Source organism: Acinetobacter sp. ANC 4216 (assembly GCF_004331195.1).
GTDB lineage: Bacteria > Pseudomonadota > Gammaproteobacteria > Pseudomonadales > Moraxellaceae > Acinetobacter > Acinetobacter kookii.
On the sequence record NZ_SJOC01000021.1, the window covers coordinates 25278 to 50184 of the forward strand.

Genomic DNA, 24907 nt, shown 5'->3' on the forward strand with positions numbered 1-24907 from the left:
TTTTAGACCTTAATTTAGAAGTATCAATGTTTGAAATTAATCTCTAAGGTGAATATATTGAATATTCTTCCACTTTTATGTATAAGTAGGGAAAACAACTTTTAATTTTCCACTTATGAGCGATCTTAACGAAAAAGAAGAAATAGAATATTTACCCTATTGCATTGGCAATATTCGACATAACGGAGTGGTGAGTACCAGTAACCGTTTAATTCGACCGATTGAACTGTCCTCTAATGAATATAAGGCACTGCTTTATGCGATGGCGGTTGCAAATTATGGTGAAAAAAATAATCTAGATCATGAGATTACCGAGCAAACTTATATCTATCTGCATAAAGATGATCTGGGTGAGTTACTAGGACTCAATAAAAAGAATTCTATTAATGTTGCTATCGACCGGATTTATAAAGAACTCTCATCTCGGGTTGCTCATTTTGTTATTGAAGAGCCTGTAGATGATCTCAAGCGAAAAGTAAAAAAAGTACATTCAGTGGTACCGATTATTCGGGAACTACGCTGGGAAGACGATTCAAAGAATGCTTTACAGATTCGTTTTACCAGTGAGGTCTTACCTTATTTTACCCGCCTGGCAAATGGTAATTTTACCACTTACCAGTTAAAGGACTTATTTGCCCTAGACTCTGTAACTAGTATGAGTCTATATTCCTATATTGTTAAAAATGAGTTCAAGTACGCTAACCTAGATGCCTATGAAGTTGAACTATCATTAGAGAATTTAAAGGCATTAATCGACATCGGTGATAAAAAGTATGATCGCTGGGTCGATTTTAGACGTTATATTCTAGATAAAATTGTTGAGGAAATTAATAATAAAACCAGTCTGGAATTAGAGTATGACAGTATTAAGAAAGGTCGTCCCGTAGTGGGTGTTCGATTTAAAATTATAAATGGTCAAAAAGAAATCCTGATTCCACAATCAAATGAAAAAACTAAAATTTATCTAGATGTAGACTTTAATGATAATGCTTTGGTGAAAGAATTGGGTGCTAAATTCGATATGACTGTACGCTCCTGGTATATCTATGCCAATGATCCTAATTATAAAGAGTTGAGTAAATGGTTTAAGCCGGAAGGCTGTCTAACGGACTCTCAAGCTAATGTCATAGTAAATGATAATTTATTTCAAATGGAGTTTTCTACTCCAGGCGTCTCTATGAATGAGTTCAAAAAAGAAATGAAATATAAATTAAAAAACGATCGAGACTTTGTTCAAGCCAATAGAAAACGCTTGAATGAGATTTTCGGAAAGGAAGTAATTTAAAAAATGTAGCAACTTACTACACTCTTTTTAATCAGTATGAAAATCACTAGCTGTTGTTCATATTTAAGTCACACGACAATTTATGTCTTTTTCCACCTTTTTTACAGCTGCATCATTTAGAATTTTAGGTAAAATCATTCGATTAATGATTCACTTATTTGGACTTCTATAACAATGACCCAGGTGCAACTACAGCAGCTACAAAAACAACTTTGGAACATTGCCAACACCTTGCGTGGCACGATGGGCGCCGATGAATTCCGTGATTACATCCTGGGCTTTATTTTCTTTAAATATTTATCGGAAAAGTCAGTCAATTTTGCCAATGAACTGTTAGATGGCGAAGATATTACATTCTTGCAGCTGGATGAAAATAATCCTGAGCATGTGCCATACATCGAAGAAATCAAAAAGAATGCCATTGCCGAAGTGGGTTATGCGCTCACGCCAAAACAGCTGTTTCATAGCTTGGCACAGCGTGGTCGTCAGGGCGAATTCATTCTGGATGATTTAACTGCGACCTTAAATTCGATTGAACAAAGTACTTTAGGCACTGATTCTGCCGATGACTTTGCCAACCTGTTTGAAGATCTGGATCTGAATTCGACCAAGCTCGGCAACAACGCCAGTGACCGTAATGAACTGGTGGCCAAGGTTCTGAGTCATTTAGACGATATTGATTTTGATATTTCCAATACTGAAGCCGATGTACTGGGTGATGCTTACGAATACCTGATTGGCGAGTTTGCATCAGGTGCAGGCAAAAAAGCCGGTGAGTTCTATACCCCGCAAACCGTTTCGACTTTACTGGCGAAGATTGTCACCCAAGGCAAAGACCGTTTACGTTCAGTCTATGACCCGACTTGTGGTTCAGGTTCGTTATTGCTACGGGTAAAACGTGAAGTTAAAGATGTCGATATGATTTACGGTCAGGAGATGAACCGTACCACCTACAACTTGGCGCGCATGAACATGATTCTGCATGACGTGCATTTTGCCAAGTTCGACATCAAGCAGGAAAATACTTTAACTCGTCCGCAGCATTTAGATAAAAAGTTTGATGCGGTGGTGGCCAATCCGCCATTCTCAGCCAACTGGTCAGCCGATCCGTTATTTTTACAGGATGAACGTTTTGCCGCTTATGGCAAACTGGCACCAAGCTCGAAAGCCGATATGGCCTTTGTGCAGCACATGCTGTATCAACTGGATGACAACGGCACGATGGCGGTGGTGTTACCGCATGGTGTATTATTCCGTGGTTCTAGTGAAGGCGTGATTCGTCAGTATCTGATTGAGCAGATGAACGTGATTGATGCGGTGATTGGTCTGCCGGCCAATATTTTCTATGGCACCTCGATTCCGACCTGTATTTTGGTGTTGAAGAAAAACCGTGAGCATAGCGGCAATATTCTGTTTATTGATGCCAGCAAGGAGTTTGAAAAGCAGAAGAATCAAAACAAGCTGTTGCCGGAGCATTTGGACAATATTGTTGCTGCCTTTGAAAACCGTCAGGATATTGAAAAATACGCGTATGTCGCAACTTTACAAGAAGTGAAAGATAACGATTACAACCTGAATATTCCGCGTTATGTGGATACCTTTGAAGCGGAAGCCGAGATTGATCTGGATGCGATTGCCCAGCAGCTACAGGCTTTAGAATTAGAAAGCCAAAAGACCGATGCGGTAATTGCGGAGTTTTGCAAAGCGCTTGGGATTGCTTCACCGTTTGCGGAGGTGAAGTAATGGCTGCACCTCTATTGAGATTCACGGAGTTTACCGATGACTGGGAAGAAACTACGTTAGAGAATTTGGCAGAAGTTGAACGAGGTAAGTTTTCGGTTCGTCCTCGAAATGACCCTCGTTATTTTGGTGGAGAAATGCCATTTGTTCAGACGGGTGATGTGGCTGGTTCTGGCATATATTTAAAGGGTTATAGTCAAACATTAAATGCTGATGGTATTAAAGTTAGTAAGGTTTTTCCTGCGGATACTATTTTAATTACAATTGCTGCAAATATAGGTGATACAACAATTACTCGATATGCTGTTGCTTGTCCTGACAGTGTTGTGGCAATTCAATCAAAAAAAGATAAAGCTAATACGATCTTTCTAAAAAATTTAATAGATTTACAAAAAGAAGTCTTAGATTCTCAAGCAACTCAAAATGCTCAGAAGAATATCAATTTACAAGTTTTAAAACCTTTAGAATTGTTTGCTCCATCAATTGAAGAACAAACCAAAATAGCTTCTTTTCTTTCTGCCGTGGATGAAAAGATCAGCCAACTCACACAAAAAAATCAGCTACTCAGCCAATATAAACAGGGCATGATGCAAAAGCTGTTTAGTCAGCAGATTCGTTTTAAAGCAGATGATGGGAGTGAGTTTGGGGAGTGGGAAAGAACTACTTTAGGTGAAAAAGGTACTTTCTTAAAAGGGAAGGGAATTTCAAAGGCTGACATCATTGAAAGTGGAATATTACCTTGTATACGTTACGGTGAGTTATATACCTACTATGGTGAAATCATTTCTAATATTATTTCGGCAACAAATTTAGATAGAGATACTCTAGTTTTAAGTAAAGCGAATGATGTTCTAATACCTGCATCAGGGGAAACACAAATTGATATTGCTACTGCAAGTTGTGTGCTTGATGATGATATTGCTTTATCGGGTGACCTAAATATTTACCGCACTAAAGAAAATGGGATTTTCTTAAGTTATATGATTCGTTCTTCGTTAAAGATGCAAATAGCCCAATTAGCACAAGGCAATTCAGTTGTACATTTATATTCAAGTCAATTAAAAGGTGTTCAATTAAGTCTACCTTGCCTAGAAGAACAAACCAAAATCGCCAATTTCTTATCGAGTATTGACCAAAAAATTGAAGTGGTTGCACAGCAAATTGAACAGGCTAAAACTTGGAAAAAAGGCTTGTTACAGCAAATGTTTGTGTAGGAGGGTATAATGAATTTAGCAACCTCAGCTTTTGAACATTTCTCAAAACTTTTAGATGCGGCAAAGAAGTTTAAAGCGATACCGCGAGAAAAAACTTTTTTTGATACTGCTATTCGTAACCATTACGAAAACCCCACCACTGAATTGCTCGAATTTTTCTTAAATCCTCAGGAATCCCATGAGTTGGGAGAGGTATTTTGGAAAGGCTTTAGTGATGTTGTTGTAGGAATTAGCACTCTAGAGAATTCTACTTTAGGTCAAGTGGAAAGCTTGGAACGAGAATGTGCTACGCATAACAGTAATCGTATCGACCTAATGATTGATACCGATACACATCTCATTTTGCTAGAAGCTAAAATTTACCATCATCAAAATAATCCTTTTGATGACTATGTGAAATATGCTCAAACCCGCTCAAAAGGCAAAGCTATCCTTGGCTTAATTCTCAGTATCTCTGGTAAAAGTGAAGCCCAAAATTGGCACGGTATTTCCTACCAACAATTAGTGAATGCTGTTAGACCCTATCTTGCAGAACAAATGATGACGAATCCCATGAATAAATGGAATTTGTTTGCGCGTGAGTTTTTACTTCATCTTGAAAGTTATTATCGTAACCAGAATTTAGATATGAATCGTATTCAATTTATTTTTGATCATTATCAAGAAATACAAGAATTGCAAAAGCTAAAAACCAATACCATTAGGGAAGTTGTCGATAGTATTAGTCAACTTCTTAATCAATCCATTGATGGTTATATCTCTAGAAACAAATATGAATCATGGGGAGGGATTCGTTTTTATAATGATGCATGGAATAACCTGACAAATAACACTTTATGCATCTATGAAGATCAAGGTGAGACAATTTTTGGGGTAAATACTTATATCTTGAATCTACCTGAAAAATTAAATGAAAAAGTATTTGAGATTTTAAAAACTCAAGATGATTCACGGTATCTCTCATGGGATATTGAAAAATATAAGAGTGGAACGGAGCGTTGGCTCTGTATCTACTGGCGTTCCCCTGAACATACATTTGAAGCTATAGAAAGTTTGATACTCGAAAAAGCAAGTTTGTTAGATGAACTTGAAAAGACATTAAGATAAATCAGTGTATTAAATATAAAGTAAATAAAGATTTAAAGAATAGAGGGAAAAATGACAGTACAAAGCGAATATCAACTTGAAAATGAACTAATTGGTCAGCTCAAGCAATTGGGTTATACCTCAGTGACGCTCAAGGACGAAAGCCAGCTACTGTCAAACTTCAAAACCCAGATTGAACGGGCAAATGGACTCGATCCCCTTTCCGCAACTGAATGGAAACAAGTCATCAGCTTTTTGAATACCGGAACAGTATTTGAACGTGCCAAGAACCTGCGTGATCTGTTCCCAGTCAAATTTGATGATGGCAGCAGTAAGCACATCTTTTTCCTGTCAGATGATCCGAGTAAAAACATCTATCAGGTGACTAATCAAATCACCATCGATCACCGCGACTATAATGGCCGCACCAGCCGTTTTGATGTGACTTTACTGGTGAACGGTCTGCCTTTGGTGCAGATCGAACTGAAAAAGCGCGGGATGGAAATAGCCGAAGCATTTAACCAGACCCAGCGTTATACCCGTGAAGCCTATTGGGCCGGACAGGGCCTGTTTGGCTTTATCCAGCTGTTTATCATCAGTAATGGGGCCAATACCCGTTATTATTCTAACGGCACCACTGGCATCGAGTTTGCCTTTCCCTGGGCTGACGTCAGCAATAAACACATCAATGAAATTGTCGATTTTGCCGATATTTTTCTGAATCAGCAACATCTGACCCAAATGCTGACCCAGTATATGGTCATGCTAGAAACCACGAAAAGCCTGATGGTGCTGCGTCCTTATCAGATCTATGCGGTACAGAAAATTGTCCAGCATGTTCAAAACTCGGATCAGAATGGCTACATCTGGCATACGACCGGTTCAGGCAAGACCCTGACTTCGTTTAAAGCCAGCCAGATTATCATGCAGATGCCAGATGTAGAAAAGGTTCTGTTTGTGGTCGACCGGAATGATCTGGATACACAAACTTCCCGCGAATTTAATGCCTTTAAAGCCGAGAGTGTTGATAGCACCGATAGCACCCATACTCTGGTTAAGCAGCTCGATCAACGTCATGACAAATTGATTGTCACCACTATTCAAAAGCTCAATCGAGCCATCAGCAATGACCGTTATCAAGAATACATTGAATATCTAAAAGACAAGAAAGTGGTGTTTATCTTTGATGAATGTCACCGTAGTCAGTTTGGTGAAACCCATCAAAACATCAAGAAGTTCTTTGACAATGCCCAGATGTTTGGCTTTACTGGAACCCCGATCTTTGAGGAAAATAGCCAGTCCAAAGCCGGCTTAAAACTCACCACAGATTACCTGTTCCATGAATGTCTGCACCAGTATGTGATCGTGGATGCTATCCGTGACCGTAACGTGTTGCAGTTCCAGATTGATTATCGGGGCAAATATACCGCTAAGGGCATGCAGAACAACCTCGAATATGATGATGAAGTCGAAGGCATTGATACCCGAGAGCTATACGACAATCCGCAGCGTCTGGAAATGATTGCGCGTTATATTGTCGACAGCCATGACACTAAAACCCGCAATCGTGAATTTACCGCGATGTTCTGTGTCAGCTCGGTTGATACTCTGACCCAGTACTACGAACTGTTTGAAAAGGTTCAGGCTGAGAAGCAGCAACAGGATGAAGAGCAGGGGCGACTGTTCAAACCGCTAACCATAGCCACTATTTTCTCCTACGCGGCCAATGAAGCCGTATCGGTGGATGAGCAAAATGGCTTGATCCATGAAGAAGCAGCGGATATCCCCAGTCAGATCAATCAGTCCAGTCGAGACAAGCTGGACCGCTATATTGCCAATTACAATCAGCAGTTTAAAACCAACTACAATTCAGGTGATCAGTTCTATGCCTATTACCGCGACATTGCTGATCGGGTCAAAAAGAAACAGATTGATATCCTGCTAGTCGTGAATATGTTTCTGACCGGCTTTGACTCTAAGCCGTTAAATACCTTGTATATCGATAAAAACCTGAAATACCATGGCCTGATTCAAGCATTCTCGCGAACTAACCGCGTCTTTAACGACAAGAAACCTTTCGGCAATATCATCTGTTTCCGTAACCTGAAACGCGCCACTGATGAAGCCTTGGCACTGTTCTCAAACAAAGAAGCGCAAAAAGTAGTACTGGTGCCGAGCTATGAAGAAATCCAGCGGGACTATGAAGCAGCGGTACAGAAGCTGCTGAAGATCACGCCGGATTATCAAAGTGTCGACGAGCTCATCACTGAAGATCAGCAGCTGGCATTCATTAAAGCCTTTCGTGAAGTGATGCGTTACAACGCCCAGCTGCAAACCTTTATTGAATATGACCAGGACCAGACCGCATTGGATAAACAGCACTTTGCCAACTTTGCCTCCAAGTATGCCGACCTATGTCGAGATGTGCGTAAGACCACCAAAAAAGAAAAAGTCTCGGTACTGGACGATATCGATTTTCAGCTGGACTTGCTACACAGTGATCGGATCAATGTTGGTTATATCATCAACCTACTTCAGCTGGCGGTTAATAGTGATGATGAAGACAAACGTAAGAAATATGAAGCTCAGGTGCATGACTTGATCGGCAATGAAATTACCCTGTATGACAAGCAGGCGCTGATCCAGAAGTTCATTGAAGAGAACATGCCTAAAATGATCAATGGGCAGGACGTACAAACTGCCTTTGCCGCTTTCTGGGATGTAGAGAAAGAACAAGCCTATCAGCACCTCTGCGAAGTGGAAAACTTGAAGCCTGAGGTGATGAAGAATGTTCTGGAACACTATGAGTTCACTAAGCGTTTGCCGCGTAAAGAAGAGTTGAAAGACTTACCAAACTACAAGGTCAAATTATTTGAACGAGATAATGTGTTTAGCAACTTATTGGTGAAGACCCAGCAGTTAATAGAAAAGTTTTATGTGAGTTTCTAAAGTGCATCTGCATTTTCAAAACCCGATTGTAATAGGATGAAAGTAAAGGGATGGGAAGAGTACTTTTATAACTACTTAAAGCAAAGTAAAAACGTTTTTTGTCAAGATTGCCTGATGCCATTTGTAATTTAGCCTAAGCTTAACTTATGAGATTTTGAGAATCTAATAATTAAAGATGCACGAAATAATTATCTTAATTGTTAAAAATCGATTTAAGACAATTACATAATGCTAATGTCGAATTAATTATCTGAATACTCAAACAGATCATTCATCGTACAGCCAAAAAATTCGCAAAGTTTATCCGCTACAGGTAACTCGATACGGACAGCTCTGTCGTAGTACATATTAGTAAGGGTATTCCGATTAATCCCAGTTGCATGTACGACATCACTTAACTTTAAAATTTTTCTTTCGCCCATAAGGTTAGCTAACTTGCATCTAATCATATTGTATATCAGTATAAAAAAATAACCTGCTGTGAGTTATTTTTCGTTGCATTAATTTGAGTACTTTGGTAAATTATAACCTACAGCAGGTTATATTTACCTATTACAAGTACTTTTACCTATCTAAATTAAATTATAGCTTGTAACTTGGATGAATAGAAACCTACAACACTATAAATTGATGTAGGAGTTTTATAATGGTCACCTCTAATGAGTTATGGGTAAGTCGTAAAGCTAAGCTCTTGGGCTATAAACTGATTAAAGAATTGAATGTAGGAATGGGTTTTGGAATTGCAAGTTATCTGGATGTAAATCATTGTTATAACAATCATCAGGCAGTTTTAGTTTGGTTAGAACACTTTTTAGAAGACTATCCAGAAATACAAAGTATAGACCCACTTAAGACTGAATTTCTTAAAAATTTTCCAGAATCTTTTTATGAGTTAGCCTAAGGATAATTCTTAGGCTATTTTTATAAGCCATAATTCAAATCGTTATCTTGGGAATGGATGTTCTTCTTCTTGCTCGTGGTATAACCGACAGTCTGGCGACTATAAAAATCTTCTGCACGTTCCTCAACTGTAGGTAGGCTTGAATCTCTTTCCTCTAAACTTAGTGGTAAAGTTTGAGGTACAGGCAAAGGGGGAGATTCTTGTTGAATTATAACTTGATTTGATTCTTGTTGTAGAACAATAGGGATATTGTATTCTTCAGCAATCAATTTTACCTGGGATTTGAAATTTTCATCCCCATAGACATACACCGTTCCATATTTTTCTTTTGCTAAAAATAATGCATCTCGAATATGAACATTTTGTTCACTCACTACAGCAATATGAGTCGAATCTTTCGTTTCAAAAAAAGCAATTTTTTTCTGGTCTAGATAAAATTTTTGTCCAAATTTATATTCGATGACATATTTTTTGCTAGAAAGAAACGTCATTTTGGACTGCTGAGGAGATATAGAAATTTTCTTTGAAGGTTCTAATGTATTCAAGCGTTCTACTGCTTGTTTTTTCTGAAGCTTGAGTCTTCGACTGTATTCAAAGTATTGCAGCATTTGCTCAAACTCAGATTCAGCTAAATTTTCAGGAAGCCTGATCGTTCTTTTCTTTTCCACTTTAGGTACGAGCTCTAATTCTGGCGTTGGAGATGAAGAGGTCGGCTGTGAGTTGTGCTTCTGTTCTTTTGACTGCTTGAGCGGGGAAATTTGTAGACTGAAATAGAGTTGCCAGGAATGCTCAATTTCAGATGAGTTGAAATATTGTTTATTAAGCTCTTTAGGCTGGATAAAGATGAGATTTCGAACTCGCAGTAGCAGAATACTTTGATTCTTTGAACTTAAATTAGGTAATTTATTTTGATCAATACAATTTTTTAATGTTGATTGCAGCGACTCCATTGCTACACCGCAACAATTTAGGAGCAAACAAGTTTTAATAATGGCTGTACTTTGAGAGGCGTGTGTGGACCTAAACCTTTTAAACAGTTCAGTAAAACACGATTCAATATTGTTTTGAGACAAACGTTCAAAACTTGGTAAGGCCCTTTCTTTATTTATATCCTCAATATTTTGGGTTCTATGTTGCAAGGCTATATGGAACAATTCTTTAAATTCCGACGTACCCCTGAGCGTTCCTTTCTGATTAGAATCCAGTGCTTTTATACATTGTTGCAGTCGGGTGAGAGAATAATTGCTAAATACGAGGATCCCATATTGATTTTGAATGGCAATAGGTTCATTCGGTTGATGTTGATCGAAGATGATTCTTGCTGTTTTAATCTCAGGATTATATTGTCGAATAAAATTTTTAGATTGACGTTGATCAAATAAAAATTGTTGTTGCATAAGCAAGTGATGAGAGGGTGGAAAAAACTTTAAAAAATCTGCATAAGACGTGATTTTCGATGAATCAAAGCTTGAAGAAAATGGAAAGCTTTTTTGCAGTGTTTGAGATGTCTTTTGACTTAAGCTTTCATGTTGAACATTATATTTTTTTCTTTGCAATGCTCTTGAATTAATTTGATCAGTTATGTGATGGTAATGCAGCAGTGTAAAAATGACATCAGATGATAGCTCTGGAGATTGTTGTTGTAAATCGTTTAAAAAATGATGTTTATCATGCTTATAAATTTCATTTTTTAAAGAAATTTTTTGGTATCCATTTTTACGATTTGTACTGATTGAATCCTTTTCTGATTTTATTTTTAGATAAACATCATGAAGATCTTTAACTAAAAAATCTTCATTTTTAAATAAATGGTAAGAATGTACAGTTGTTTCTGCTGATTGAGAGTGCTGAGATGTTTCATTTAGTTTTATAAGAGGGATAGTTTTAATATCACTATCTTTAGCCGTAAAATCTCTCCATTTTTTTTCTAAGTTTTTGAGAGTCGCTTGTTTATTACAAAATAAAGATGCTTTAAACGTGAGTTCCTGTTTTTCGATTGTCTGAATTTTAAAAATAGTACCGTTACGCTTTTTCTCATAAAGAATGCCATGCTGAGCTAATTTTTTATGCCAATCTTGCCAATTTTCAGCGTTTTTCAGTACTTGATTAACGCAATGTCCAATATAGCGTTGGTAGTCTTTGCCTGATTCGCTTTCACTGCTCATTCGACTTTTTTGTTGATGTCGATGTTCTTGATCTCGAATTTTTGAATAAATTTTTTCAGCATCTGGTTGAGCTAAATAATGTGGATTTTTTTCGCATTGTCCAGTGTCATGATTGTATATAAAAACAGGATTAGGCTCAGGCTCCCAACCTTGTTTCGCTTCGATTTCTGTTGCTGCTCGATGAATTGCGTTAAGAATCCAACCTTCTCCAAGATCAATGACTTTATTTTCATTGTGTTTGTTTTTTTTGAATGGATGAACTTTATTGACGATTAAATGAAAGTGCACATTGTCTGTATCCATATGCATGGCATATTGCATTTGCAGCTCTTCTGCACCGAGATGTTTCGCTAAAATATCAATTTGTTGTTCTAATTGTTCAGTGGTTGGAATCTCAAATTTTTTAAAACTTCCGACCATGTGTACGATCGGGTCAATCACACGAGAGTTCAAACTGGCAGTTTGTGACATTTCTATTTTTTGATAATCAGGATCATCATCTAAAAAGTTTCTAGAGTTTGAATAGACACATTTTTCAGAGAGTAAGTCTTGATCAAAACCAGGATGAAGCTGATGAATATATTCAGACAAATAGTGAGCACGTGCCTGCTTAGGATCGTGAATATAATCAGAGAGACCATGTACGCGTTGATCAACAGAGGTGTCAATCGTATTAGGAATAATCTTAATAATCATGATTTACCAACCTTATCATTTAGTCTACGCACGATCATTTTGATTTTCTCTATAAGATTTTCTATTTCCATTACCTCGTCATCTATAATTCGTTTACCTTTCAGCTGTTCAAAGATTTTTGCCAGGATAATTCCAATAACTCTTACATCATGAATCTCCTGTTTTTTTAATAAACTTATCTGAGATTCGTTAAAGATTTTCTTGCGTATATAATCGGCTTGACTCATATGTAAAGCTTCATAGGAAGCTGTAATCTGTCGATGCTCATCTTCTGTGAGTCGAATAATAATTTGTTTGTTTCTTAAAGCCTTTTTCATTTTTTCTACTGTACGCAAATTGAGACCGAGCGAAGCGAGTTCGAGATTTGAGAATCTGGACGATGTGATATACATCGTCCCATCCTGTATCTTTTAGCTGTTATTGAATGTAATGAATATGATGAAAATCATGGTTGATTTTTCTTTTTTTTCTTAGCGCAAAAGGTTACATTTTTCAGTAATTTAAAAATCAAAAAAGGGGAAGATATTGCCATTTCTACAAGAATAGATATTTCAAATAATGATCTTGTAAATTTATTTTTTAAGGAAAAAATATGATGCAAGACCAGAATGTTTTAGAACTTGATATTCAAAATCCGGATAATATTAATTCTGAATTCTCAACACATAATTCTTTTGAAGCTGCTCACGAAAAGGATTCTAAGCATTCAAAATCTGTTGAGAAAAATCAAAAAATATATAGCGTCAATGATTCTAAAAAATTTGAAGATATTCTTCTTCGTCATATAGAAAAAATGAATGAAAAGACGATCACACGCAATCAATTACTCACTCAGCATAAGCAGACTTTACTTCAACTTTTTGGCCTGGGTGCAACGACAAAAGAAGTACTGACGTTTCTAAAAGAAAACCATTTCACGGGTATTTCTGAGGAAAATTTAAAAGAGTTTTTAAAGAAGAAAAAATAAATTATGGTGTGAAGTAATCACTCAAAATTACTTCACACAAAGCAATTGATCCCACTTGAAGTAATTTTGAGTGAGTTGGTTACGTGACATAGTCCATGTTCTATTCGGTAACATACTTGCACCTAGAGCGAGCTTGGTTTTTCCAAACTTATGATGGATTTCATCAAGTGAATCCATCAAATTATTGCTTGCCCTCACTTGCTTCATATCTGTGAAAAGATCATAAATGTGGCTAGCTTTAGGCTCTAAACAAGTCAATATCACGCCGCACTTTTTGAAGCCCACATCTTTTTGATATAAGTCGTCTATCATTTTTGTGGCAATCTTACACAGTGTTAATACATTATCAGTTGGTTCTGGTAAAGTGAGTGCTGCAGACTTGCTGTAATAAGGTTTATGCGTGTCAAATGGATTGGATTGTACAAAACCAATCATGTAACCACACAATAGATTCTCACCTCTTAAGCGAGCTACCGCATCTTGGACATAGAGACTCATAGCCTCTTTTAGATCGTCAATATGATAAATCCTTTGGCCAAACGAACGACTTGCGACAATCTGCTTTCTAGGGGCTTGAGTATGTTCTAACTCGATACAAGAGACACCATGTAATTCAAGTAATGTTCTGTGCATAACAATGGAAAATTGATCCCTGATCATGAAAGGGGAGGCCATTACAAAATCCAGCACAGAATAAATATTAAGACTATTAAGCTTCTTTGAATGCTTCCTGCCTACACCCCAAATTCCACCTACCTCTATCGCTTTATATAAGCTTTCTGCAGAGCAGTAATCCATGGCAACCAAGTTACATACACCATTGAAGTGAGCATTCTTTTTGGCGATGTGATTTGCCATCTTGGCTTCAGTTTTCGTTCTGCCTAAACCAATACACACTGGTAAACCGAGCCAGGCAAAAACGCGCTGACGAATCATCTGAGCATAATCAGTTAAGTCATACTTCTCGACATAAGAAGTCAAATCTAAGAAGCATTCATCAATCGAATAGACCTCTTGCTCCTCAGGAGCTACAAAGTCTGAAAGAACTTTCATGAATCTGCGAGACATCTCTGCATATAAAGCATAGTTACTTGAGAGCACTTGGACTTGATGCTGCTCTACGATGTCTTTAATCTGAAAGAAGGGAACTCCCATCTTGATACCTAAGTCCTTGGCTTCCTGTGAACGTGCAACAGCACAACCATCATTGTTAGAGAGGACAATAACAGGTTTGTTATTCAGGTTTGGATTAAAGATACGTTCACAACTGACATAACAGTTGTTGATGTCTACTAAAGCAAGTACCTTGCTTTTACATGCCATATAATGAAACCAATAGAGTAGTTACTTACGTTTCCTGAACGGTTTGATGACGTAAGTCACTACCCCCCAAATCACCATCTCTTGGCCATCTCTAAGGTGTATATTAGAGCAATCAGGATTCTCAGCTTTAAGCCAGCGATAGTCACCTTCAATCATTAGGCGCTTAACAGTAAAGTCATTGTCGATCAGAGCGATAACAATGTCTTCATGTTTGGCTTCAAGACTACGATCAACGATAAGTTCATCATCAATTTCGATACCAGCATCTCTCATGGAAAGAGAGGCAACTTTTACAATGAATGTCGTTGCCTCATTGCTAATGAGATGTTCGTTCATATCTAATGTTTTGTCGACATAATCCTGGGCAGGAGAAGGGAAACCAGCAGCAACCTTCTCGGCTGCTAAAGGAATTTGCATATAAGTAGATGACTGTACAGGAGTGATGAAAGCGACATCATTGGAGCATTGGCTCTCTGCTTCGTTTAGATAATTTTTGATCTCTACGATCTTGGATATAGGCACTCTTACAGTTTTGGTAGGCTCATTATATTTAAGTTTTCTACCTGCGCCTTCTCTGATTCCCCCACGATGATTGTTCATAACTTATCCATAGTTTGAATTTGTGACAAAATCAAATAATAAACTTTACCTCATTCGGAAAACAATAAAATTTGGATAAACGGTTAATATAAAAGGTATAAATTATAAGAAATATATAAACTTATTGATTCAATTCTTCATCAGTGAGCTGCATACAAAGTAGCTCTGAATGAACATTAGATGGAGTTAGATCCTGTATTAAAGCAGCTTCTGAAGGAAACTTTGAAATTCTAGCATTATTTGTGTTTATGACTCTCATAAGCCCTTTTAATGCTTCTACTGGGTCTGAGTCAATATATGAAAGGGAGGGGTGTTCAAGACAATAACCTACATATTTAAGAGTTTCTTCGGACCACATTACCCTATAGCTATAATTTTTTCTGTTCAAAAGTAACTCCTAGAGATTTTTTATGAAATCACTAACTTTATAGAAATTTAGGTATCTTAATGCTGAAGATATTCTACAGTCTGGAGTACGGAAAGCAGTCCACTCATACTTTCCATCTGTTTTATAGGAACTCCTCCAGTTAATAAATTAGGCGAGTTGAGAAAATGGTGCATCCAATCGATATCACCACCATTCAGGCTATAAATAGCTTTGTAAATCCGAATTAAGATCAGTGCTATTTCTCCTTGTTGAGAACTCGGGTCTAACATTTGTAATTCAGATAAATCACTATCACCACCTTCTAGATGCAGAATTTTTATAAATTGCTCTGGCTTCAGCCCAAGCTGTTCAGCAGCTTTCCAAGCTGCTTTGGCTAAAACCTCAGATTTATTTATATGTTGTGAAAGTGGACTCATGAGCGTGTCCTCAATATAAGAAATAGTTCTTTTTACATTCTATGGAAAAATTAAAAAAGTATCCCGAAAAGTTTATTCTATCACGCAGTTTTAGTACTCCTAGATCGAAATGTTCTAGACGGCAAGCTAAATAAGAACAATAACATGATGAAGGTTATATAAAACCTAAATACTATATCTAGGCTTTATAAAGTGTATTAAATCTAGAAAATTCTTATTTTAAAAGCTGGATTAGTTACAGTTCAGGAATACTTACAAACTTTACTTACAAACTAATTTTAATCTGACGGTTAATGTTTGCTATATGGCTAACATTGAGTGTAAAATATACAAAGTTCGCTATATAGCGAATATCATTTTATGAAATCGGAAAAATAGTATGGCTTCTAGAAAAGAAATTGGAGAAAAAATAAAATTGGCTAGGAAAAAACTTGGCTATACACAAAAGACTGTATCAGAGAAATCTAGAGTTAATAAAACAACAATTTCTGAGATTGAAAACGGTCATTTCACTGGTTCATTTGATTTATTTGAAAAAGTACTTAGTTGTGTCGACTTACAGTTCGAAGTTGTGCCCAAAAAGCATACATTACCTCACTGGGATGAAATCGAGTTTTTATTTAGAGAAGATTGAATTAAAAAAATGGGAGATTAATTTCCATTATGAAACTCCATCTGCACAATTGATTCAAAATTTAAGTTGTCAGTTTAGTATTTGGTTAGCTGTCGTTGTGCCTTTCTCAATTGCGTGTGGAGTTTTAGCTTATATTTTTATCAGTCACTTCAAAACTTAAATATTTTAAAAAATGAAGTCGGCTTGTTAAATTTATCCTTGGGAAATTATTGTACACATGAGGTCAAGCATGCTTGACCTCATAAATATGAGTTTATTCTATTCTGGTTAAATCCTATGACACAATCAGGTCAGGCTATGATCCATTTGCTTTGCTAGGTCTACACAATGAGGATTGTGCGTCTTATGTTTAGCCGGGAGCAATTGAGCTAACTGTGTTTCAATATTTCGCTGTAGGGTTTGCTGATGTTGCTCGTTTAATCCAGATTGCCCTAACTGAATTTTAAGATGTTCAATTGCTTCACCATAGCTAATATCTTTTTGCTGAATAGAGTAGTAGTAACCATATAAGGCACCTTGACTTAAGTTCTGGTAAGGTAAGCCCTGCTGAATATTACAAGCAATTGATCCCAAGACGCGTTCTGAAGCGGCTAACTTTCGTAAAGGATCACGTGCTACACGTTCACACGGATCTTTGTAGGCATTGACACAAGAATTAATAAAGCTTTTTGCCAGATCATCAAGATCATTTTTGCGATGTGGTAGGGTAAGGGTAAGCCCAGCCTTCACTTCTTCAAGAAGCCCCTCCATAAACTCTCTCACTTTTGGGTCTGCCATAGCTAAACCAATCGTTTCGTAGCCGAGGCGTGTTGCGTACCAGGTAGTCATGGCATGAACACCATTCCATAACCTGTTTTTTATCAACTGAATTTCCTGAATATCATCCACCAACACCATCTGACGCATTTTGCCTAGCAAGGGACTGTTATTTTCTACGTAAATCGGCATGTCCACTTCTGCATGGAATAGAATCAAGTCCATGGTCTGCAAAATATGGCTGGGTTTAAAGTTACTGCACATCTCTTCGACATACATTGAAGCTAACCTTTCCTGTTCAGGATTCAAACGGGTAGCATCTTCAATATCAGCATGATCAAGGTCGTGATCGAGTTGGTATTGCTTAAAAATGTTGTACTTAATACGCAACTGACGGTAAAGGTTTTGGTCGGTCAATTTGGAAACCATTCGGTTAACGACCGTATCACAGAAATAATGCTGCTCTAAAATCTGCTCAGCAATGTCTGGAGCTGTAATTTCAACCAGAGCGCTATGCACATGTTCAAGCAATAAGTGTTTAGCACCGATTTTATTTAAGATAATGAGGACGGTTAAAGGATTCGTGAACTGTTCATTATTGGCAATATGACGGGCATATAAGCCTTGGGCAATTGTTCTGGCCTCAGTTGCAATCGCCTGTTCCGGCAAGCAAACAGCTATCATGCTTGAGGCAATATACATCTCCTGCATCTGTTCAATATTACCCGCATCAATGATATGCATATTTTCAATACGTTCATCATAGGAAAGCTGGCCATAACGAATACAGTAACTGCCAAAGGCATTCACTGCTGAACGATACAAGGAATTATGGGTTGAGGCATAGATTCGCTTTGGACGTGTATAGCCATCCCAGTGGGACAGGATCTGTGCCATGAAGCCACCGCCAATCGCACCAAATCCATGAATGCCAACGGTCAATTGATTCAGACTTTGTGGAAAAGACTCTTGAAGTGTTGGCATTTCCAAGTTTAGTGTATGTTGATCCAATTGATGCAGGCAGTCATACATACTTTCAAAAAAGTAATCTGTTTTGGCCAGCATGTTGGAATTAGGTTCCTTGATGTCTTGTAGCAAGATGGTAACCCCACCAGCATTATAGGCTGAAGTAATACCATTTTCCGAATCCTCGAACATTAAGCATTCTGATGTAGGTAAATTGAGTTTTTCAGCAGCGGAAAGAAAAATTTCCGGATGTGGTTTACCTTTCTGTACTTCATCACCACACACCAGTACATCAAAGAATTTATAAACGTTGGCATTGATCAGATATTCTTCAGCAATTAAGCGACGACTTGATGTCGCAACTGCCATGCGTAAACCAGATTTACGTAAACGTTCTAGTACCTGTACCAACCCTTTTTTAATGGGTACACCTAAACTTCTGACACTTTCGAGTTCAAGCTCATCAGCTCGTTGTCGGATCTCTGCATAAGGGATATCGTCCCCATACTGCTGTTTGGCTAGTTGATGTGCACTACTTGCACTGAGTCCCAGACAAGCCATTAAATAAGCATCACTAAATGAAACACCGATCAATTCCTGAGATGCTTGCTTCAAGGTTTGAAAACGTAAACGTTCAGTATCAAACATGGTTCCATCCATGTCGAAAATTGCCCCATGAATAATATCATTATTAAATTTAAGCACTTATAATCCCTCTTACTGTAACACTACAATCTGACAAATCATAAGGAGAACTGATAACTTGATGAAACGATTATAAGAAATGAAACATTTATGTTTATTAATTAATCAATCGCAGGAGATATTAAGACTTTTTTGTAATTTTGAGTAAAGTTAGTTTTCTGGAATGTTTCATTTTCTCACTCTAAGGTAATCACGAGGACCAAAAATCGACTGAGATTAAAGGTCTTTCCACAGATGGATAAAAAGTAGGATGTTAAATTGACCAACACCTCTAATAAACACAACTCCTCCTTTAATTATACAAGTAGATTAAGACGTGCACGCCATCGCTTTAGTCTGCTGGCAGATAAGGCAGAAGATGATGAAATCGAGCGTCGTATTCGTGATGGGATTGAGCTATCAGGAGCCATTCCCTGGATTTTAATATTCGCTATTTTTATTGCATCAGTCGGATTAAATATCAATTCAACAGCCGTGGTTATTGGCGCAATGCTAATTTCTCCACTTATGGGACCGATCATGGGGGTGGGGCTGGGTGTAGCAGTTTATGACTTTAAACTGGTAAAACGGGCACTCTTCAACCTAGGTATTGCAACACTGATCAGCTTGGTCGTATCCACTCTATATTTCTCGATATCACCCCTCGATAATGCACAATCTGAACTTTTATCACGAACTAGCCCAACCGTTTGGGATGTGCTCATCGCATTATTTGGTGGATTGGCAGGAATCATTGGGATCACTCGAGAAGAAAAATCAAATGTTATTCCAGGGGTGGCGATTGCTACAGCATTGATGCCACCTGTCTGTACTGCTGGATTTGGTATTGCAACTGGACAGTGGAGCTTTGTTGGTGGTGCACTGTATTTATATACCATCAATTGTGTGTTCATCAGTTTGGCAACTATTATCGGTATCCGGATTTTAAGGTTAAAGCCACATAGTTTTGCTGACGAAAAAGTAGAAAGATGTGTAAAAATATCTTTGCTGATGATCGCAATGGTGACCGCAATTCCAAGTGCCTATCTGGCGACTAAATTAGTTAATGAAGAAGTTTTTAAATCAACTGCCAACAAATTCATTACACAAGAATTTACCTTTAAAGAAACACAAGTCGCCAGTTCAAAAATTGATAGCAAGACACGGACCATTGAGTTGGCTTTAGTCGGTTTGCCCTTAAGTCAGGCGACGTTGCAGAATATTGAAAGGAGACTTGCTGTTGCAAATCTCGAAGGAACTAAAATTATTGTGCATCAAACCAATGATGATAAGGTTGATGTGACTGCCTTAAAATCTGGGGTATTGAGTGATTTGTATCTGAATGGACAAGAAGCCCTGCGCCAAAAGGATGAACAGGTAAAACAATTACAGCAAGAATTAAGGGTGAAAAATGCTTTATTTGCCAATGCAAATGATGTTTTTGCAGAGCTACGTGCACAGCATCCCACTGTAAGCTCTATTTTTCTAGGACAAGGCATTGATTTACCGACTGATCCCAATCAAAAGCAAATACTGCAACTTAGTGTGAGAACATCTGAACCACTATCGAGTGAAGATCAAATTCGCATTGAAAATTGGTTCAAGGTTAGAATGAAGACGGATGCTGTACTATTAAATTTTTTGGTAAATCAAGATATTGTTAATCAAAAAGATAGCAGTTCAAACTAATACTTGTTAATTTGAACTGCTATGTAGATTGTTTAATTACGGACTACATTTAAAAAATACAAGTGGCGTTCGTATTGATCAATAATGTCCTGGAGTAAATCTTCTTGTGTCCATTCCATGACATTGTAGTTTTTCCCCCCTTCTTTTAGAAAAACTTCCGCTTTGTAATATTTCTGAGAGAGGCTACTTTCGTCATCGAGCATAAAACTCGGAGCTCGTGTTTCAGTAGCCACGACTTGATAGATGAAGTTGATTTCATCTTGATGATCTACTTTCAGTAATAGCCCCCCATCAACCTCACGGATTGAAACATCCAGATTCCGGCGCTGAAATTCATGTTTTATGTTCTGAAAAGCCTGATGAACATTCTGATGAATATAGGCCGTTACTTCGGCTTTAGAATGTGGGTAATGCATAATTAAACCTAGACGCTGTTGCCAGCTTCTTGGGTTTTGTATAGCTCGTGGTGTGATCCTAGCACTTTGTAGGGCCTGTACTTTTAAGACATCTAAACGTAGTGCCTTGATTAACCCCCAGCACAATAACAGCATAATGAAAGTAAAAGGCAAGGCACTCATGATCACTGCAGATTGCAAGGCACTTAAACCACCAACGATCAGCAAGATAATAGAAAGAACAGCAATCACAGCTGTCCAGAACAAACGTTGCCAAACAGGGGAGTGCTCCGTTTTAGCCGTAAGGTAATCTGTGATCAAGGCTCCTGAATCAGCCGAAGTAACAAAAAACAGGAAGATCAGGAGGGTAGCAACCAGACTGGATACACTAGAGAGAGGTAAAGTCTTTAAAAATTCGAATAAGGCAACAGAAGAATCTTTTTCTACAGCCAATACTAGACTGGAATGATTTCCAAACAGAATGCTAAATAATGCAGCGTTCCCCATAAAACCCATCCAAACCAATGTAAATCCAGTCGGAATCAATAACACGCCTACAATAAATTCACGGATTGAACGGCCACGAGATACGCGGGCAATAAACATACCGACAAAAGGTGACCAGGAAATCCACCAAGCCCAGTACATGATCGTCCAACCTCCAATCCAGCCAGTTGGCTGATAGGCGTAAAGATTGAAAGTCATCACAAATAAATTGGAAACATACTGTCCAATATTCTGGATCGTGGTCTGTAAAATATAAATGGTTGAACTGGCGAAGAAGACGAAGAGGAGTAATATCACTGCCAAAATGATATTGAGCTCCGATAACCGTTTAATTCCTTTATCCAGCCCTAAAAAAACTGAAAAGGATGCAAGGATACTGACCACAACAATCAAAAGAATTTGAGTCTGCAAACTGTTCTGCAAACCGAATAAGTAGTTCAAGCCCGAACTGATCTGGGTGACTCCAAATCCTAATGTCGTCGCAATACCAAAAATGGTACCAATCGTTGCAAAGGTATCAATCCCATCTCCAATCGGTCCATAAATACGTTTGCCAATGATCGGATATAGACCTGAGCGAACTTTTAAAGGTAAGTTATGTCTGAATGAGAAATATGCCAGACTTAAACCTACCAAGGCATAAATTGCCCAAGCATGTAAGCCCCAATGGAAAAACGTAATTCTCATCGCCTGTTGCGCTGATTGAATGGTTTCGGGCGTTCCGGTTGGTGGGCTGACATAGTGCATGACAGGCTCCGCAATCCCAAAAAACATTAGACCAATGCCCATCCCCGCAGTAAAAAGCATGGCAAACCAGGAGCTGTTTTTATATTCAGGTTCACTGTGATCGGGGCCAAGTTTGATTTGCCCTATTTTCGATAAGGCAATACACGCGAGTACGATCAAAAATATTGCGACAGACAACACATAGAACCAGCTAAATGAATGGGTAATCCATTGATTTAGCTGCTGTGTAATCAGATCAAATGCTGCGGGCGTAAAAATCACAAATGTCAAAAAAACAGAAATGAGTGCAACGGTACTCAAAAAAACATTTGGATTGACATTATCAAACCAGGATTCGTTTTTCGAAGGCATAATTCCCCCCATATTTTGTATTGGAACAAAGCTCCAAAAGAAGAAAAATTATTAGATGAGCTACTTATTTAAAAGAAAGCAGCTCTCATGTTTAACTATCTATTTGATGTAAAGAACTAAACGGATTAGGTGCTAGAACTTCATTTAGTACTTCAGAATTGTTAGAGGATGGAGATTGCTGAGCTTCACAATATAATGCCTTAGTTATATTCAAGCCTTTCTGAAGTCGTGATTGCCAATTGCCTGAAGTCTGTACCGGAAGGTGCTTGATACAGTTTTAAGCCAAACTCAGGAATAATCGCAATTAAATGATCAAAAATATCTGACTGGATATTTTCATACTCCTTCCAGAGCGCGGTTTGAGTGAAGGCATAAATTTCTAAAGGTAAACCTTCGCTAGTCGGTTGTAACTGGCGAATAATCAACGCTTCTGTATTGTTTATGCTTGGGTGTTGTTTCAAGTAAAACTCAATATAAGCACGGAAAGTACCCAGATTGGTTAAACGACGGTGGTTATATTGAGACTGATTGACTAACTGCTGATTGGACTGTTCAAGTTCCTCATTTTTACTATTGAGATAGTGATCTAGTAATAAGAAATTTTTCAGCTTGTCTTGTTCTTGAGACGTCATAAAATGCACGGAGCTTTGATCGATCAGCAATAAACGTTTAATCCGTCTTACCCCCGCATCCTGCATGCCTCGCCAGTTTTTAAAGGTATCAGTAATCAGTTTGTTGGTTGGAATCGTGGTGAGTGTTTTGTCCCAGTTTTGTACTGTGACCGTATGCAAGGAGATATCAATGACATCACCATCTGCATTTAGTGATGGCATTTCAATCCAATCACCAATACGCACCATGTCATACGAAGAAATTTGTACAGATGCGACTAAAGACAAGATGGTATTTTGAAACACCAGCATCAATACGGCTGCCATTGCTCCAAAACCTGCCAGTAAAGTAAACACATCTTTATCTAGGAACGTGCCAATAATCATCAGGACACAGACCACATAAATAATCAGTTTTACTAACTGCAGGTATCCTTTAATAGGTTTGTTTCTAGATTTAGGATTACGCTGATAAATCAGGTTAAAAATATTGAGAAATTCTGATATTGCCAGTGCAATAGTCAAGAATATAAAAGCCTGTGTGCCCATTTGCACAAAATTTTCAACTTTATCTGACAGGTGAGGAACTGTAGAAATCCCATTCATGATCACCAGTGCAGGTACAATATTCGCTATACGCTGTATTACACTATATTGGGTAACGATGTCGTTATTGCCAAAGCCTGTTTTCGAAATAAGCTTGCGTATGCCACGTACAATGACTTGTTTGGAAAAAAAATTAGCGAGGATTGCCAAAAAAATCACAATACTGAAGGAGGAAACCATCTCTAACCAGGGGTATTGATTAGACCATTCTTGAAGATTTTGAATAAAGTTAAATTGTTGCAAAAGATACTCTCTTTAAGGTTTTAAATATTTAATTTACTGAGTAAAGGACATATCGCTTGATCTGCGAATCCCTCACACTCGACCTGTAAAGATGATGTAGTGTATCTGGCAGTGTTCTATTTTTAATTTAAAGTAACGCTTCTTCTACATTCTAAAATTTTGTTACATATTCTGGTTTTTAACTTAATCTACAAAATCCTTAAATTTATTAGTATCGATTCAATAGAATTTCAATATTCCAAGTTTATGAATATAAATATAAAAAAGCCCAACTAAGAATAGATGGGCTTTTAGAAACAGCATGTGGTTTTTGAATTAAAACTAATTATCTTTATTTAAGAAATTCTACCTATGAATAGAATTTCCTAACCTTAAATCTTGGCATGTGTCCCATATTTATCAATCATGATAGAACTTGCTTCATTTAAACTACGCACAGTAACCTTAATCCCGTTTTTCTGGAATTTGCAGACAACAGAGTCAAGCATCGCAACAGACGTCACATCCCAAATATGAGAGTGCGTCAGATCAATAATGACCTCCTTAACGTTCTCTTTAAAGTCAAAACCTTGCATGAATTTTTCAGAAGAACTAAAGAAGATCTGACCTCTCAAATCATATAAACGGGCTGTTCCTTCAAAAGATGCTGTTACCTGGATATCATTTTCAAGTTTATTCGCCAAGAACAAGGCTGAAAGCAATACGCCCGTTAATACACCTAGAGCCAGGTTATGCGTAGCAACAACTACAATTACGGTCGCAATCATGACGATATTACTGCTCTTAGGATTATCTTTTAACTGAGTGACAGAACTCCATTCAAAGGTACTGATCGAGACCATGATCATCACCGCTACCAATGCAGCCATTGGAATCACTTTGAGCCAGTCACTAATAAATACAACCAGAATAAGAAGAAAAATACCCGCAGAGAATGTTGATAAGCGTGTAAGGCCGCCTGATTTTACGTTAATCATAGATTGACCAA

19 protein-coding genes and 2 pseudogenes are annotated in these 24907 nt (G+C 37.7%); 10 read left to right on the top strand and 11 right to left on the bottom strand.

Annotation, left to right across the window (positions count from 1 at the left end):
• Nucleotides 1–115 precede the first annotated feature (115 nt).
• The 6 genes and pseudogenes from E0H88_RS14510 (at nucleotide 116) to E0H88_RS14530 (ending at nucleotide 8274) form a co-directional block, all read left to right on the top strand.
• Nucleotides 116–1285, top strand: coding sequence for a replication initiation protein (locus E0H88_RS14510; RefSeq protein ID WP_131274725.1), 1170 nt, complete (start codon nucleotides 116–118; stop codon nucleotides 1283–1285).
• 174 nt (nucleotides 1286–1459) lie between these two features.
• Nucleotides 1460–3028 (top strand): type I restriction-modification system subunit M, encoded by a 1569-nt coding sequence (locus E0H88_RS14515; protein ID WP_131274728.1) that lies wholly within the window; start codon nucleotides 1460–1462, stop codon nucleotides 3026–3028.
• Nucleotides 3028–3528 (top strand): annotated as a pseudogene (locus E0H88_RS16345) (restriction endonuclease subunit S); the annotation flags it as partial. The gene E0H88_RS14515 and the pseudogene E0H88_RS16345, both read left to right, overlap by 1 nt.
• Nucleotides 3502–4239: pseudogene (locus E0H88_RS16350) on the top strand (restriction endonuclease subunit S); the annotation flags it as partial. The pseudogenes E0H88_RS16345 and E0H88_RS16350, both read left to right, overlap by 27 nt.
• 9 nt (nucleotides 4240–4248) lie before the next feature.
• Nucleotides 4249–5346 (top strand): PD-(D/E)XK nuclease family protein, encoded by a 1098-nt coding sequence (locus E0H88_RS14525; RefSeq protein WP_131274733.1) that lies wholly within the window; start codon nucleotides 4249–4251, stop codon nucleotides 5344–5346.
• A gap of 51 nt (nucleotides 5347–5397) precedes the next feature.
• Entirely contained in the window at nucleotides 5398–8274 is a 2877-nt protein-coding gene (locus E0H88_RS14530) for a type I restriction endonuclease subunit R (protein ID WP_131274735.1), read from the top strand.
• A 242-nt stretch (nucleotides 8275–8516) separates the two neighbouring features.
• Here the strand turns inward: E0H88_RS14530 and E0H88_RS14535 are convergent, their stop codons facing one another.
• Nucleotides 8517–8723: a helix-turn-helix domain-containing protein gene (locus tag E0H88_RS14535; protein ID WP_122902235.1), complete on the bottom strand. Its 207-nt coding sequence runs from the start codon at nucleotides 8721–8723 to the stop codon at nucleotides 8517–8519.
• Between the two features lie 197 nt (nucleotides 8724–8920).
• On the opposite strand from E0H88_RS14535, the gene E0H88_RS14540 reads away from it, so the two are divergent.
• Nucleotides 8921–9175 carry a hypothetical protein gene (locus E0H88_RS14540; RefSeq protein ID WP_122902234.1) on the top strand — a complete coding sequence of 85 codons (255 nt, stop codon included), beginning with the start codon at nucleotides 8921–8923 and terminating at the stop codon, nucleotides 9173–9175.
• A gap of 20 nt (nucleotides 9176–9195) precedes the next feature.
• Here E0H88_RS14540 and E0H88_RS14545 read toward each other — a convergent pair whose 3' ends face one another.
• Both E0H88_RS14545 and E0H88_RS14550 read right to left on the bottom strand, forming a co-directional pair.
• Nucleotides 9196–12036, bottom strand: a complete 2841-nt coding sequence (locus E0H88_RS14545; protein WP_131274738.1) for a relaxase/mobilization nuclease domain-containing protein — start codon at nucleotides 12034–12036, stop codon at nucleotides 9196–9198.
• Entirely contained in the window at nucleotides 12033–12371 is a 339-nt protein-coding gene (locus E0H88_RS14550; RefSeq protein ID WP_252152034.1) for a plasmid mobilization protein, read from the bottom strand. Before E0H88_RS14550 ends, E0H88_RS14545 begins: the two co-directional genes overlap by 4 nt.
• Before the next feature lie 257 nt (nucleotides 12372–12628).
• On the opposite strand from E0H88_RS14550, the gene E0H88_RS14555 reads away from it, so the two are divergent.
• The gene (locus E0H88_RS14555; RefSeq protein WP_131274741.1) at nucleotides 12629–13003 is read left to right on the top strand and encodes a hypothetical protein; all 375 of its coding nucleotides are present in this window, start codon (nucleotides 12629–12631) and stop codon (nucleotides 13001–13003) included.
• Between the two features lie 27 nt (nucleotides 13004–13030).
• Here the strand turns inward: E0H88_RS14555 and E0H88_RS14560 are convergent, their stop codons facing one another.
• The 4 genes from E0H88_RS14560 to E0H88_RS14575 all read right to left on the bottom strand — a co-directional run bounded on the left by E0H88_RS14560 (nucleotide 13031) and on the right by E0H88_RS14575 (nucleotide 15730).
• Entirely contained in the window at nucleotides 13031–14326 is a 1296-nt protein-coding gene (locus E0H88_RS14560; protein ID WP_131274743.1) for a Y-family DNA polymerase, read from the bottom strand.
• Between the two features lie 21 nt (nucleotides 14327–14347).
• Nucleotides 14348–14926, bottom strand: coding sequence for a LexA family protein (locus E0H88_RS14565; RefSeq protein WP_131274747.1), 579 nt, complete (start codon nucleotides 14924–14926; stop codon nucleotides 14348–14350).
• 121 nt (nucleotides 14927–15047) lie between these two features.
• Entirely contained in the window at nucleotides 15048–15314 is a 267-nt protein-coding gene (locus E0H88_RS14570) for a hypothetical protein (protein WP_131274749.1), read from the bottom strand.
• Between the two features lie 56 nt (nucleotides 15315–15370).
• A complete protein-coding gene (locus E0H88_RS14575) occupies nucleotides 15371–15730 on the bottom strand; it encodes a hypothetical protein (protein WP_131274751.1) in 360 nt (119 codons plus the stop codon).
• A gap of 379 nt (nucleotides 15731–16109) precedes the next feature.
• On the opposite strand from E0H88_RS14575, the gene E0H88_RS14580 reads away from it, so the two are divergent.
• Nucleotides 16110–16364 (top strand): helix-turn-helix domain-containing protein, encoded by a 255-nt coding sequence (locus E0H88_RS14580; RefSeq protein ID WP_131274753.1) that lies wholly within the window; start codon nucleotides 16110–16112, stop codon nucleotides 16362–16364.
• A 285-nt stretch (nucleotides 16365–16649) separates the two neighbouring features.
• Here E0H88_RS14580 and mtlD read toward each other — a convergent pair whose 3' ends face one another.
• Nucleotides 16650–18791 (bottom strand): bifunctional mannitol-1-phosphate dehydrogenase/phosphatase, encoded by a 2142-nt coding sequence (mtlD, locus tag E0H88_RS14585; RefSeq protein ID WP_086197751.1) that lies wholly within the window; start codon nucleotides 18789–18791, stop codon nucleotides 16650–16652.
• A gap of 258 nt (nucleotides 18792–19049) precedes the next feature.
• Between mtlD and E0H88_RS14590 the strand changes: the two genes are divergently transcribed.
• A complete protein-coding gene (locus E0H88_RS14590; protein ID WP_131274755.1) occupies nucleotides 19050–20459 on the top strand; it encodes a TIGR00341 family protein in 1410 nt (469 codons plus the stop codon).
• A 32-nt stretch (nucleotides 20460–20491) separates the two neighbouring features.
• Here E0H88_RS14590 and E0H88_RS14595 read toward each other — a convergent pair whose 3' ends face one another.
• From E0H88_RS14595 to E0H88_RS14605, 3 genes are all read right to left on the bottom strand, one after another.
• Entirely contained in the window at nucleotides 20492–22459 is a 1968-nt protein-coding gene (locus tag E0H88_RS14595) for a glycine betaine transporter (RefSeq protein ID WP_131274757.1), read from the bottom strand.
• 200 nt (nucleotides 22460–22659) lie between these two features.
• Nucleotides 22660–23919, bottom strand: a complete 1260-nt coding sequence (locus tag E0H88_RS14600; RefSeq protein WP_131274759.1) for a mechanosensitive ion channel family protein — start codon at nucleotides 23917–23919, stop codon at nucleotides 22660–22662.
• Between the two features lie 371 nt (nucleotides 23920–24290).
• A partial coding sequence (locus E0H88_RS14605) for a SulP family inorganic anion transporter (protein WP_131274761.1) occupies nucleotides 24291–24907 on the bottom strand: 617 nt, incomplete at its 5' end.

Coding starts and splice junctions, on each gene's coding strand:
- E0H88_RS14510 (WP_131274725.1), top strand. CDS start 116: ATGAGCGATCTTAACGAAAAAGAAGAAATAGAATATTTACCCTATTGC.
- E0H88_RS14515 (WP_131274728.1), top strand. CDS start 1,460: ATGACCCAGGTGCAACTACAGCAGCTACAAAAACAACTTTGGAACATT.
- E0H88_RS14525 (WP_131274733.1), top strand. CDS start 4,249: ATGAATTTAGCAACCTCAGCTTTTGAACATTTCTCAAAACTTTTAGAT.
- E0H88_RS14530 (WP_131274735.1), top strand. CDS start 5,398: ATGACAGTACAAAGCGAATATCAACTTGAAAATGAACTAATTGGTCAG.
- E0H88_RS14535 (WP_122902235.1), bottom strand. CDS start 8,723: ATGATTAGATGCAAGTTAGCTAACCTTATGGGCGAAAGAAAAATTTTA.
- E0H88_RS14540 (WP_122902234.1), top strand. CDS start 8,921: ATGGTCACCTCTAATGAGTTATGGGTAAGTCGTAAAGCTAAGCTCTTG.
- E0H88_RS14545 (WP_131274738.1), bottom strand. CDS start 12,036: ATGATTATTAAGATTATTCCTAATACGATTGACACCTCTGTTGATCAA.
- E0H88_RS14555 (WP_131274741.1), top strand. CDS start 12,629: ATGATGCAAGACCAGAATGTTTTAGAACTTGATATTCAAAATCCGGAT.
- E0H88_RS14560 (WP_131274743.1), bottom strand. CDS start 14,326: ATGGCATGTAAAAGCAAGGTACTTGCTTTAGTAGACATCAACAACTGT.
- E0H88_RS14565 (WP_131274747.1), bottom strand. CDS start 14,926: ATGAACAATCATCGTGGGGGAATCAGAGAAGGCGCAGGTAGAAAACTT.
- E0H88_RS14575 (WP_131274751.1), bottom strand. CDS start 15,730: ATGAGTCCACTTTCACAACATATAAATAAATCTGAGGTTTTAGCCAAA.
- E0H88_RS14580 (WP_131274753.1), top strand. CDS start 16,110: ATGGCTTCTAGAAAAGAAATTGGAGAAAAAATAAAATTGGCTAGGAAA.
- E0H88_RS14595 (WP_131274757.1), bottom strand. CDS start 22,459: ATGCCTTCGAAAAACGAATCCTGGTTTGATAATGTCAATCCAAATGTT.